Origin of the sequence: Nocardia africana NBRC 100379, assembly GCF_001612635.1 — a bacterium.
GTDB lineage: Bacteria > Actinomycetota > Actinomycetes > Mycobacteriales > Mycobacteriaceae > Nocardia > Nocardia africana.
The window spans coordinates 429,760-441,716 of the sequence record NZ_BDAV01000007.1 but is presented as its reverse complement, the minus strand read 5'-3'; the positions used below and the strand labels follow the sequence as shown (position 1 = coordinate 441,716).

The 11,957-nt window shown below is 68.3% G+C and carries 12 protein-coding genes and 2 pseudogenes; 8 read left to right on the top strand and 6 right to left on the bottom strand.

Annotation, left to right across the window (positions count from 1 at the left end):
* Window positions 1-3: 3 nt before the first annotated feature.
* Window positions 4-108 (bottom strand): annotated as a pseudogene (locus tag NA3_RS35995) (mycothiol transferase); the annotation flags it as partial.
* A 98-nt stretch (window positions 109-206) separates the two neighbouring features.
* Here NA3_RS35995 and NA3_RS38185 point away from each other — a divergent pair.
* The 3 genes and pseudogenes from NA3_RS38185 to NA3_RS13820 all read left to right on the top strand — a co-directional run.
* Window positions 207-320 (top strand): annotated as a pseudogene (locus NA3_RS38185) (helix-turn-helix domain-containing protein); the annotation flags it as partial.
* Between the two features lie 120 nt (window positions 321-440).
* Window positions 441-2,666, top strand: a complete 2,226-nt coding sequence (locus NA3_RS13825; RefSeq protein ID WP_062963971.1) for an MMPL family transporter — start codon at window positions 441-443, stop codon at window positions 2,664-2,666.
* Window positions 2,667-2,723: 57 nt separating this feature from the next.
* A complete protein-coding gene (locus NA3_RS13820; protein WP_062963970.1) occupies window positions 2,724-3,602 on the top strand; it encodes a DUF5995 family protein in 879 nt (292 codons plus the stop codon).
* Window positions 3,603-3,635: 33 nt separating this feature from the next.
* Here the strand turns inward: NA3_RS13820 and NA3_RS13815 are convergent, their stop codons facing one another.
* Together NA3_RS13815 and NA3_RS13810 are read right to left on the bottom strand one after the other, a co-directional pair.
* On the bottom strand, window positions 3,636-4,238 hold the full coding sequence (locus NA3_RS13815) for a maleylpyruvate isomerase family mycothiol-dependent enzyme (RefSeq protein WP_062964051.1): 603 nt from the start codon (window positions 4,236-4,238) through the stop codon (window positions 3,636-3,638).
* Window positions 4,239-4,276: 38 nt separating this feature from the next.
* Window positions 4,277-5,269, bottom strand: coding sequence for an RNA polymerase subunit sigma-70 (locus NA3_RS13810; RefSeq protein WP_227995093.1), 993 nt, complete (start codon window positions 5,267-5,269; stop codon window positions 4,277-4,279).
* A gap of 63 nt (window positions 5,270-5,332) precedes the next feature.
* On the opposite strand from NA3_RS13810, the gene NA3_RS13805 reads away from it, so the two are divergent.
* The gene (locus NA3_RS13805) at window positions 5,333-6,181 is read left to right on the top strand and encodes an alpha/beta fold hydrolase (RefSeq protein WP_062963969.1); all 849 of its coding nucleotides are present in this window, start codon (window positions 5,333-5,335) and stop codon (window positions 6,179-6,181) included.
* Window positions 6,182-6,410: 229 nt separating this feature from the next.
* Complete coding sequence (locus NA3_RS13800; RefSeq protein WP_062963968.1) at window positions 6,411-7,403, top strand: LLM class F420-dependent oxidoreductase; 993 nt, start codon at window positions 6,411-6,413, stop codon at window positions 7,401-7,403.
* Window positions 7,404-7,413: 10 nt separating this feature from the next.
* Here the strand turns inward: NA3_RS13800 and NA3_RS13795 are convergent, their stop codons facing one another.
* Window positions 7,414-7,785: a nuclear transport factor 2 family protein gene (locus NA3_RS13795; RefSeq protein WP_039780937.1), complete on the bottom strand. Its 372-nt coding sequence runs from the start codon at window positions 7,783-7,785 to the stop codon at window positions 7,414-7,416.
* A 121-nt stretch (window positions 7,786-7,906) separates the two neighbouring features.
* Between NA3_RS13795 and msrC the strand changes: the two genes are divergently transcribed.
* Complete coding sequence (gene msrC, locus NA3_RS13790) at window positions 7,907-8,404, top strand: free L-methionine (R)-S-oxide reductase MsrC (RefSeq protein WP_062963967.1); 498 nt, start codon at window positions 7,907-7,909, stop codon at window positions 8,402-8,404.
* 67 nt (window positions 8,405-8,471) lie between these two features.
* Here the strand turns inward: msrC and NA3_RS13785 are convergent, their stop codons facing one another.
* Window positions 8,472-8,720 carry a hypothetical protein gene (locus tag NA3_RS13785; RefSeq protein WP_062963966.1) on the bottom strand — a complete coding sequence of 83 codons (249 nt, stop codon included), beginning with the start codon at window positions 8,718-8,720 and terminating at the stop codon, window positions 8,472-8,474.
* A gap of 301 nt (window positions 8,721-9,021) precedes the next feature.
* Here NA3_RS13785 and NA3_RS13780 point away from each other — a divergent pair, with 301 nt between their 5' ends.
* On the top strand, window positions 9,022-9,507 hold the full coding sequence (locus NA3_RS13780) for a GAF domain-containing protein (RefSeq protein ID WP_128145337.1): 486 nt from the start codon (window positions 9,022-9,024) through the stop codon (window positions 9,505-9,507).
* Window positions 9,508-9,696: 189 nt separating this feature from the next.
* The gene (locus NA3_RS13775; protein ID WP_372464262.1) at window positions 9,697-11,133 is read left to right on the top strand and encodes a glyceraldehyde-3-phosphate dehydrogenase; all 1,437 of its coding nucleotides are present in this window, start codon (window positions 9,697-9,699) and stop codon (window positions 11,131-11,133) included.
* A 10-nt stretch (window positions 11,134-11,143) separates the two neighbouring features.
* Here the strand turns inward: NA3_RS13775 and NA3_RS13770 are convergent, their stop codons facing one another.
* Window positions 11,144-11,680 carry a hypothetical protein gene (locus NA3_RS13770; protein WP_062963963.1) on the bottom strand — a complete coding sequence of 179 codons (537 nt, stop codon included), beginning with the start codon at window positions 11,678-11,680 and terminating at the stop codon, window positions 11,144-11,146.
* Between the last annotated feature and the right edge of the window lie 277 nt (window positions 11,681-11,957).

Genomic DNA, 11,957 nt, shown 5'->3' with positions numbered 1-11,957 from the left:
TTTTCAGCGCCCGGTCGCGCCGTCGATCAGTTCGCGCAGGATATCGGCGTGACCGGCGTGGCGGCCGGTCTCCTCGATCATGTGGGTCAGAGCCCAGCGGACGCTGGGCCCGGGCGTCCCGGCCGCGGCAGCGCGAGCTCATCGGTTCCCGTTCGCGGTGGCGGGGTGTCCTTCCGGCGGGCGGTGGGCATGGCGGCTCCTTCGCGATCGATGTGCGGTCGTACCCGTTCACCCTCGCCGACCTCGCGGCGAGCACCGGAGTGTCGGAAAGTACGTTCTCGCGCTTGGAGAGCGGGCAGCGGCGGATGACGCTGGAACTCGCCCGGGGGGCGTCTGCTGAATGTTAGCGGGACCGCTCAGCGTGCCGCCCTCGACGGCCGCGTGCGCGATGGTCGATGATGGTCCGATGTGTCGATAGGCCGATCGAATCGAGGAATTCGATGTCGAGATACCTGTTCGTGCTCGGTGGTCTGGTAACCCGGCATCGCTGGTGGGTGCTGGTCGTCTGGATCGTCCTGCTCGGCGGCGCGATCGGATTCGGGGTCGGATCCGGTGGCCGGACCACCGACAATTTCACCGTTCCCGGGACGGAGTCACAGGATGCGGTGTCGTTGCTGCAGCAGCGGATGCCCGCCTACAGCGGCGCCCAGATGCAGGTGGTGTTCGCGGCGCCCGGCGGTGCGAAGGTCACCGACGCGCAACCTCATGCCGACATCGAGCAGGCGATGGCCGGCTTCCGGGGCCTGCCTCAGGTCGCGACGGTGGTGGATCCCTTCGACGCGCATGCGATCTCACCCGATCAGCGGGTGGCGCTGGGAAGTGTGCAGTTCTCGGTCTCTGCGGGTGAGGTCGCCGAGAGCACACTCGACGAGGTCACCCGGGTCGCTACGCCTGCGCGGGCAACCGGAATGCAGGTCGAATTCTCCGGAGCCGTCTACCCGGGATTCACCGCCGAGATCCCCGAGGGCCCCGAAATAGTCGGTATCGCCGCCGCATTCGTCATTCTGCTGATCACCTTCGGTGCGGTGGTGGCGGCCGGACTCCCGGTGCTCACCGCGTTGATCGGGGTCGGGATCGGCGTGACCGGTGTGCTGGGGGTGGCGGCATTCGTCGATGTGCCCTCGGCGGCGATGTCGCTGGCGTTGATGCTGGGACTGTCCTGCGGAATCGACTACGCGCTGTTCGTCCTCTCGCGGCACCGCAACAACATCCTGCGCGGAACGACGGTGGCGGAGTCGATTCCGCTGGCCGTGGGCACGGCGGGCAGTTCGGTGGTCTTCGCCGCGGTGACGGTGATCATCGCCCTGTGCGGCCTGTCGGTCGCCGACATCCCCTTCCTGACCGTGATGGGCCTGACCGCGGCGGGCACGGTGCTCGTCGCGATGCTGGTCGCCTTGACGCTGTTACCGGCGCTGCTGCGCATCGCGGGCGAGACGGTGGCGAAGTTCATCTCACCGCCGCTGCATCCCGGACGCCCGGAAAAGGTCGCGCGCATCGCCGCGAACGAACCCGAACGCACCGTCGGGCACGCCTGGGGGCGCACCGTCACCCGCTTCCGGATACCGCTGCTGATTCTCGGTATCGCCGTGCTGGTGATCCTGGCGCTGCCGGTGACCCGGCTCGATCTCGGCCTGCCCAGCGGCGCCTCCCAGCCGGACTCGAGCACAGCACACAAAGCCTTTGTGCTCGTGGACAATTCGTTCGGGCCCGGATTCAACGGCCCGCTGCTGTTGCCCACCGACACCACGCACGCGGCCGCCCCCGACGCCGTGCAGACGCTGATCGCTCGATTGCAACAGGAACCGAACGTGGCGCTCGTGCAGCCCGCGGGCACCGGCGACAATCTGGTGCTGGTCCAGGTGATTCCGAAGACCGGCCCCACCGACGACGCCACTGCGGATCTGGTCACCCGCCTGCGCGACGACCGCCCGCGCCTGACCGGAGATCTCGGCGTGAGTTACCTGGTCGGCGGGACGACCGCGGCGAATATCGATACCTCCGACCGCTTGGCGGGCGCGCTGCCGGTCTTCCTCGGTGTCGTCGTCGGACTGGCATTGGTTCTGCTGACCATCGCGTTTCGGACGGTGCTCGTTCCGCTGTCCTCGATCGCCGGGTTCGTCCTGTCCGTCTTCTCCGCGCTGGGAGCGCAGGTCGCCGTCTTCCAATGGGGCTGGGGTGCAGGACTTTTCGATGTCACTGCGGGACAGACGCTGAGCTTTCTGCCGATCATCATCCTGGCCATCATCTTCGGCCTCTCCAGTGACTACCAGATCTTCGTGGTGTCGCGGATCAAGGAGGAACACAGTCACACCGCCGACGCGATCGCGTCGGTGCAGAACGGAGTGGCACATTCCGCCCGGGTGGTGACGGCCGCCGCGCTCATCATGTTCGGGGTGTTCGTCGCCTTCGTCTCCGTCGACAACCCCATCGTCAAACCGCTCGCGTTCACCCTGGCGGTCGGCGTGCTCCTCGATGCCTTCGTGGTCCGGCTGACGCTGGTGCCGGCCGTGATGGCGCTGGCCGGCAACCGGATGTGGTACCACCCACGCTGGTTCGGGCGTCTCGTCCCGGACCTCGACATCGAGGGCGCCCGCCTGGAGGATCGTGTTCGCGGCGACCATGCGGCGGCGGCCGGGGCCGAGACCGCACGCACGGGCTCGGAGTGAACAGCAGTTACCGTATCGGCAACACCGCCGTACGTCACCGGACAGGATGGTCACCGTATGCTCCGTATCGCGTCGATCGTTGTGGCTCTCAGCTTTTCGTCCCTGATCGCGTCCGCGCCGCAGGCCGGGGCCGTGGCCGAGGCGCAGTGCGGCACCCCGCTGTCGGCTGCGGAGGTACAGACCGTCGCCGCGTTGTCGGACACCACCACCATCGGCGCCGGGCCCACCCTCGACCGGCTGGACGAGGCCGTGGCGCGTAACCATCGGATCACCGAAATCCTTGCCTCCCATCATGATTGGCGCGGACTGTTCGATGTGGGGCTCGACGCCGTGGAACAGTCGCCGGTGCTGCCACTGCAGCACGATCCCACCGCCTTCGTCGATCCGGACTACGCCCACGCGATCAGTTACGAACTGCTGCGCCGATTCCTGGTGAATCTGCACGCGGAATTCACCGGCGGCACGCCCGAGCCGCACTGGGCCTGGTATTTCCAGCTGGCCGGGCAGTGCGACCAGTCGCCCGCCAGGGTCGCGATGGCCGGGTACAACGCGCACCTGACGGTCGACCTCGCCTATGCGGTGGCGGCGGTGGGCAGTAAACCCGAGAACGCGCCGGACTTCTTCCACATCGTCGACGCCATCGCCCGCAGCGGCGATCTGATCGTCGATCGCACGAACCAGGTGTACAACGCCGACCTCGGGCCGCTGTGGCGCTTCTACTTCGTCGGCGAGGGACTCGATCGGCTGTTCGGCCAGGGTGTGGCCACCGGGCCGTTACTCCAGGTCGCCGACCTCGGCTACAACGTGGTGGTCTGGACCAACGGACTGGCGCTGCAGAACCCCGCCACCGCCGAGGCCACGCGCGCGGAGATCAACGCGCTGTGGTCGGCCGACGACGCGGCTTTCGCCGTGCTCGCACGCCTCGGCGGCCTGTGAGCACGGTCGGCCTCGTGACCCCGGCCCGCGCTGTCAGTCGGCCGGCAGCGGGCGGCGGCCGGTGGCAGTGAGCAGAATGTCCTTGGCGCACATCGTGATCGGCGTCCCCGAACCCAGCGTGACGGGTGCGTCGGAGGCCCGCAGTTGCCGGCCGGCCAAGTCGACGCCGAAGTAGCGCAGCGATTTCGGGCTCGCATGGTCGAGCACGAGGGCGATCCGTTCCGGCGGGGCCGGCGGCAGTCCCAGGGGTTCGGTGATGTCCAGGCCGTGGATGACGTCGTGGCTCAACGCGCCCGCCGCACCACCACCCGGCGGGCGCCACGGGTTGTCGACGTTGTCGCGCAGCGACGCGAGCAGGTCCGCATCGCTCATCCGCGCGGTGTCGGCGCGCGCGGCCCGGTCGGCGTAGCGGTGGAACGAGAAGCGCGCGCCGGCCAGCCCGCGCACGAACGACCACGTGGATGTGCGGTAGGGCATCGTCATATGGGCGAGCACCTCGCGGACTCGCCAGCCCGCACACAGCGAGGGCGCGGCCCACTGCTCCGGCGTGAGGCCCGCGAGCAGCTCGGCGAGGCGTCGGCGCTCGGCCACGGTGTGCTCGCGCAGGACGGTGGTGTCGGTGTCGGTCGAGGTCATGACTCCGTCGTTTCGGTCGTAGGAAGTGGTCACCTCTGCTACGAACCCGAGGGTGAGAATTCATCGGTGGGCGCCCGGAAAATCGCCGAGAGGCCGAATTCGGCGAACCGGTCACCGCTGCCCAGGTAGGTCACCTGCCGCGCTATCAGCCCCGACCGCGCCTCGATGGCGAGCAGCGCGAAGGGGCGCAGCACACCGTCTATGTCGGGGCGGTACTGACCGAATCCGACCGAACCGTTCATCCGGACCGGTACCAGCCGATCCCCGCGGCACGCCTCGCCCGCCGCGAAGACCGCGACGACGAGGTCACGCCCGCTCAGGCGCCACGCGATCGGCGGCATACCGGATTCGGCGTCCTCGCACAGCAGCGCGGCCAGCGCATCGACATCGTGGTTTTCGAAGGCCGCCACATAGCGCCGGACCAGTTCCCGGTCATCCGGGTCGTCGGGATCGAGCGGATCGGTGGGGGACCGGCGCACCGCGGCCAGGGTGGTGCGGGCTCGTTGCAGGGCGCTGTTGACCGCGGCCGGACTGACCTCCAGCATGGTCGCGGTTTCGGCGGCACTGAACGCCAGCACCTCGCGCAGGACCAGCACCGCCCGCTGGCGTGGAGGCAGATGTTGCAACGCGGCCACGAAGGCCAGCCGCACCGACTCGCGGCGAACCACGCGGTCGGCGGGGTCGAGCACCCGCGCGTCCGCGACCGGATCGAGCCAACGGTCGGCGGGCACCACCGCGTCCGGATCGAAACCGGTCGAGACCGGGCCCTCCCACACCAGCATCCGGCGCCGCGCCGAACGCAGCATGTCCAGGCAGATATTCGTGGCGATGGCATGGACCCACGTCGACAGCCGGCCGCGCCCGGGGTCGAAGCTGTCGAATCGGGTGTAGGCGCGGATCAGCGTCTCCTGCACCGCATCGTCGGCATCGGCCGACGACCCGAGCAGGCGGTAGCAGTAGCCGGTCAGCGGAATCCGCAGCGCCTCGAGTGCATCGGACTCCGACAGCGGTTCACTCGCGGACACACTCACCGCCCCATGCTCGCACCCGCGTCTCGCCGACGACAGGGGGACCGGCCGGGTAGCTTGCCCGTCATGGAGCTGCGCGCAGGCGAGGTCGATTTTCACTACGTGGAGCACGGCACGGGCCGGCCGGTCGTGGTGCTGCACGGTGCCGGTGTCGATCACCGCGAGGCCGAGGCATGCTTCGAACCCATTCTCGGCGGTGGCGCCGGGTTGCGGCGGATCTATCCCGACCTGCCCGGCACCGGACACACCACCGCACCCGAAACGCTGCGCAGCGCGGACGATGTCCTCGACGCGCTGCTGCGATTCGCGGACGCGGTGACCGGTAGCGATTTCCTGCTGGTCGGCCACTCGGCCGGCGGCTACTACGCGCAGGCGATGGCCGCGCGGCGTGCCGATCGGGTGGCGGGCCTGGCACTGGTCTGCCCGCTGTTGCCCGGATTGCGTGACATTCCCGCACCTCGCCTCGTGGCCGGACCGGGCGATCTCGGCGACGAGGATTTCCGCGGCTACTTCGTCGTCCAGACCCCCGACATGCTCGACCGCTACGAGCGTTTCGTCGCCCCGGCTGCCGCGCTGGTCGACCCGGCCGCGGCACGACGCATCGGTGAACGGTGGCAGCTGAGCGCGGACGACGCACCGCCCTATCCGGGGCCGACCACGATCGTGGCCGGACGGCTGGATTCGACGGTCGGTTACGCGGCGGCGACCGACCTGTTCGCGCGCTGTCCGCACGCCACGCTCGCCGTGGTCGACGACGCCGGACACGCACTCCCGCACGAACAACCGGAACTGCTGCGTGCCCTGCTGGCCGAATGGCTCACGCGCGTAGCGCGCGACCGGACCAATCCGACACGCACCTCGACACCGAATACTTCCTGGTTTGCCAACGAACGCTCGGAGAAAGGAACGCTGTGATCAACGGAATCATCGCGGTTGTCGGAGCTTTGGCCTCGGGTCTCGGAAACATCCTCATCGGCCTGATCAACTTGCTCTGACCGAAGCCCCACAGACCCGGTGAACCGATTCCGGCTTCGCCGGGTCTTTGCGTCGAAGGTTCGGCGCGCCGAGCGCCGAACTCTTGCCCGCGGGCGCATCGATGGGAAAAGTGACCGCCGGATCTGTTCTCTCGACGAGGAGGCGCGGCGTGCGTTTCGGCATCTTCATTCCCCAGGGCTGGCGACTGGACCTGGTCGGCATCGAACCGGGGGCGCAGTGGGGTGTGATGCGGGACCTGGCGCAGCGTGCCGACGCCACCGAAGTCTGGGAATCGCTGTGGGTCTACGACCACTTCCACACCGTGCCGGTTCCCACCGAGGAAGCGACACACGAGGCATGGACGCTCATGTCGGCGTTCGCCGCCACCACGACGCGCATCCGGCTGGGCCAGATGTGCACGGCGATCAGCTACCGGAACCCGGCTTACCTCGCCAAGGTGGCCGCGACCGTGGATCTGATATCGGGCGGACGGGTCGAGATGGGTATCGGCGGCGGCTGGTACGAGCACGAGTGGCGCGCCTACGGCTACGGATTCCCTTCCGCGGGTGAGCGTTTGGGCCGCCTGGACGAGGGCGTGCAGATCTTCCGTCAGGCATGGACCACCGGCACCGCCACCCTCGACGGCAGGTACTACCAGGTCGACGGCGCCCGGGTGTATCCCTTGCCGCTCCAGCAGGGCGGCATTCCGATCTGGGTCGCGGGTGGGGGTGAGAAGGTCACGCTGCGCATCGCCGCGAAGTACGCGCAGTACACCAACTTCGCGGGCGATCCCGAGACCTTCACCCACAAATCCGAGCTGCTGCGCGGGCATTGCGCCTCCGTCGGAACCGATTTCGACGCCATCACCCGCAGTTCCAACTTCAACACCGTGATCGGCGCCACCGAGGCCGAGGTGCGCGACCGGCTGGACGCGCTCGCCTCCCGGCTGGCTCCCGCGCTCGGGGCGGACGCCGCGCAGGATTGGGTCACCAAGCTGTACGCCGATTCGCCCGCGGTCGGCACGCCGGAACAGATCATCGACAACCTGTCCCGGGTCCGCGATCTCGGCTTGTCGTACGCGATCCACAACTTCCCCGAATCGGCCTACGACCTGTCCGGTGTGGAGTTGTTCGAGCGTGCGGTGATTCCCGAGCTGCGATGAAACGCCGCACTCAGTCGACGCGCACGTCCTCCGGCGACCAGAACGCGCGCATACCGGTGATGCGCGCGTCCTCGTCGAAGGTCATCACGTCGATCGGCTCGATCGTCGTTGTGCGGGAGCCGGTTTCGGTCACCACCCGGAAGCGGAACGCCGCCGCGCCGCCCGCGATCCGCAGGTCGAGCAGCTCGGTTCGCATATGCGCGGAATCCAATGCGCCGTAGAACTTTTCGATCGCGGCCCGGCCGACGTGCGGTGGCGAGCCGAACGGATCCTCCACGGTGGCGTCCTCGCTGTAACATGCCGCCACATCGGCGGCCGAGCCCGAGCCCACCGCCTCGAGGTACCGGTGCACCGCTGCTCGAATTCGTTCCGCTGAAGCCATGGACCAACCAAAACACGGATCCGGCGCCGTGCCGCCGGCCGATCCCGCCTGCCGGGACGGGCGAAGCCACGACGATAAGGAGAGGAAGACGCATGAATCATCGCCTATGCGCGGGTGCGGCATGAGCGCCGCCGAGGTCCGCGACGACCACACCGACGAAGAGCGCTACCGAGAACTCGCCGCATCGGCCTGCGCCCTCGTGGCGGGGGAACACGACCGGATCGCCAACGCCGCCAATCTGTCCGCGCTCGTCTATCACGGTCTTCCCGGCCTGAACTGGGTGGGATTCTATTTCTACGACGGGACCGAACTGGTGGTCGGCCCGTTCCAGGGCCGCCCGGCCTGTGTGCGGATCGGGCTGGATCGCGGCGTGTGCGGTGCGGCGGCGCGGACCCGCCGGACGCAACGGGTCGCCGACGTGCACGCGGTGCCCGACCATATCGCCTGCGATCCGCTGAGCAGATCCGAACTGGTGGTGCCGCTGATTCGCGACGACACCCTGCTCGGCGTCTTCGATCTGGACAGTCCCGACCTCGACCGATTCGGTCCGGTCGATCAGCGGGGCCTGGAGGAGATCGCGTCGATCTATCTCACCTCGATCGCGGAGGGGAGGGACTGAGCGGACGTCCGGCTCGAAGTCCCGGTGCCGCAATCGGATCAGGGCGCGTGTCGGCTGGACGGCTCGGCTAGGAGGCCGCCTGCATCGCCGGCCGGAAGGTCGGCGGGTTCGGTCGGCCCAACGTCCACCGGGCCGCCGCCAGCGCCTCCGCGCACGACGCTTTCAGGCGAAGATGCTGAGGACGGGGATAGCCGGCGGCGTCGACCTCTGCCCGCAGACCCACGATTCGACGCTCCAGCAGGCGTGCGTCCGCGGTCTTCAGCCCACGCCGCGCGGATGTCAACGCGGTCAGCACTCTGCGCTGGAGATCGTCCATACAGCACACCTCCTGTAGTGATGTGTTCCGGCCGGGTGGCGAGGTTCGTTCCGAGTGCGGATTGTTGAGGGGTACCCCGGCGACGCGCCGCGAAACGAGAACCTGGCATGCCGGCGCAATGACGCAAACCGCTTGTACCGGATGAGGATTCGTCCAGCGCACCGGCGAGCCCGCCGGAACGAGGTTTGCCGCGGAGGGCGGCGGGGCACTCGAAGACTGGTCGTCCCGTCCCGGCCCTGCTTTGCCGGGTTCGGTATGCCGCCTGTGAAAGTTGACTCGTCGCGTCGGATCGAGGTCCGTTATGCACAGTGACCCACCCGGTACCACTGCTGCGCCGCCTGTTTCGGCGGCCGGGGTCGCCGCGCTGTTGCGTGCCCTGCCCGGTTCACCGATGGCCGGAGTGACCGCGCACGGTGGAACGGTACTCGAGATCGTCGCGGCGACCACGCACCGCGCGCGCATGGTCGAGGAGGCTCAGCTGCTCCACCCCGACAGCCCTGCTCGCGAGGTCGCGGCGACCGGCGTGCCGATCGTGATCACCGATCTCGCCGGCAGCGCGCGCTGGCCGGGGTGTGGGGCGGAACTGCGGTTGTGGGGGGTGCAGGCGGTGCAGTGCCAGCCGCTGTCCGACGACGACGGCGCGGTGGTCGGAGTGCTGAGCGTCTACACCCCTGCCGCGAACGTGCTCACCGAAGAACTCGCCGACGCACTGCACCCGGTGTGCCGTTGCGCCACCGACCTGTTGCAGATCCGCCGCCGCCATCCACCGCGGCTGCGGCGGGAGTGACGGCGGTACGACGCCGCGAGGGCGGTGTGGGCGCCGTCACTCGACAACCTCACCGCCGGGGATCCGCCGTCGGTGATATCCAGGCCCTCATTAGCATCGACGTGGCGTACCCGTCGAGGAAACCGAGGACCTGCGTTGACTACCGAACAACTGGACCGCTGGAACGCCCAGGAAGCCGCCGCCGAGGCGATGATCCCCATCATCGGCACGTTGTACCGGGCGAAGGGCGTGACGGTTCTGCTGCACAGCCGGTCGCTGGTGAACCGGTCGGTGATCAGCATTCTGCGGACACACCGGTTCGCGCGCCAGATCGAGGGCGAAGAGCTGTCGGTGGACGAGACGCTGCCGTTCCTGCGTGTCCTGGACGAACTGGATCTCGGCCCGTGCAAGATCGATCTCGGTCAGCTGGTCGTGGCCTATCGCGCCGACGACCGCGGGTTGTCGGTTCGTGAGTTCACCGAGGTGGTCCTGGCCGAGGTGATCGGCGGCAACAAGGCACAGTCGCCGGGTCCGCGCGATGTCGTGCTGTACGGCTTCGGCCGGATCGGCCGGCTGGTCACACGCCTGCTGATCGAGAAGACCGGCTCGGGCAACGGGCTGAATCTGCGTGCGGTAGTGGTTCGTCGCGGCGGCGACGGTGACCTGGCCAAGCGCGCGTCGCTGCTGCGCCGCGATTCGGTGCACGGGCACTTCAACGGCACCATCAAGGTCGACGCCGACAACGACACCATCATCGCCAACGGCAACGTCATCAAATTCATCTACAGCGACGATCCCACGACGATCGACTACACCGAATATGGCATCGACGACGCGATCCTGATCGACAACACCGGCAAATGGCGCGATCGCGAGGGGCTGTCGCAACATCTGCGACCCGGCATCGCGAAGGTGGTTCTCACCGCGCCCGGTAAGGGCGACGTCCCGAATATCGTGCACGGCGTCAACCACCGCGATCTGGATCTGACGCAGCGCATCTTCTCGTGCGCCTCCTGCACCACCAATGCGATCGTGCCGCCGCTCAAGGCCATGGACGACGAATTCGGAATCACCCGCGGCCACGTGGAAACCGTGCACTCGTTCACCAACGATCAGAACCTGCTGGACAATTATCACAAGGCGGACCGCCGCGGCCGCTCCGCGCCGTTCAATCTGGTGCTGACCGAGACCGGCGCCGCCTCCGCGGTCGCCAAGGCGATGCCCGACTTCAAGGCGAAGATCACCGGTAACTCGATTCGCGTCCCCACCCCGGACGTGTCCGTCGCCATCCTGAACCTGCAGCTCGAGCGGGAGACGACGAAGTCCGAGGTGCTCGAGTACCTGCGGCAGGTGTCGCTCGCCGGCCCGCTGAGCCGCAATCTCGACTACATCGCCGCGTCCGATGTGGTGTCCAGCGATTTCATCGGCTCACGCGCGGCCTCGATCATCGATGCCAACGCCACCATCGTCGAGGGCGACACCGCGATCCTGTACTGCTGGTACGACAACGAATTCGGTTATTCGTCCCAGGTGGTCCGGACGGTGCAGTACATCTCGGGAATCGAGTACCCCACCTACCCGCGGTTCGCGGACCGCTCGCAGGATGCCGCCGATGTGCGCGCACTCGCCGCGGTCGAGGCGGGGTAGCCGAGCCCGATCAGTGCGTGAGGACGACCTTGACGACGACCACGGTCGTGGCGACGGCGGTCAGTAGGAGTGCCGTGAAAATGGTCGAGCGGCCGGGTCTGGCGCCTTTGAGCCGTTCGATGACGAACACGATGCCGCCGATGCGGACGAGCATCGCCACCTCGGCGACGATCTGCGCGGTGCGGGGTGCGAGCCAGTCGACGGCGGCACACGCCAGGATGATCGACGGCAGCACCGCGGAGCTGAGGATCGGCACCGAATCGCGCAGATCCTCCCACCGCTGCCGTGGCGTGAGCGCCCGGTTCTCCCGTACGGCCTGGCCGACGCCCTCGGCGAAGGCGTGCGCGACGAAGGTCGACAGCGCGGTGCCGATGACCACCAGGATTCCGACGTGCTCCTCGGTGGTGGTCACCGGGATCAGCGCGGCGAGAATGAGGATGTTGCCGTAGACGTAGGCGCTGATCCGGCTGGCGGCGTTGCTCCGATCCAGCGGATTCCGCCGGGAGAACAGGGGACCGTGGAGCAGTGCGTTGCGGCTGCCGTCCATGGGTCTCCCGTTTCTGATCGTCCGATGCGGGCGCGGCCTCGGGTCGGGCACGGGTGGGGCAGTTCGGGCCGCCGCGAACAACCCTAGGACATGGGTGGCGATGCGGACCGTCGATCGGCCGCCGTGCCAACCGGCCGATTCGGGCGGCCGGAGCGGAGGGGTGCGCTCCCCCCGCGGTACCGACCCAGCCGGCGGTGCGGCGCGTTCGTCTGTTTTGCTCTGGCAGAGTAGGGCATTCGAGCCCGGTGGTGAGTCAGTGCCCGGCGACAGGTGGAAC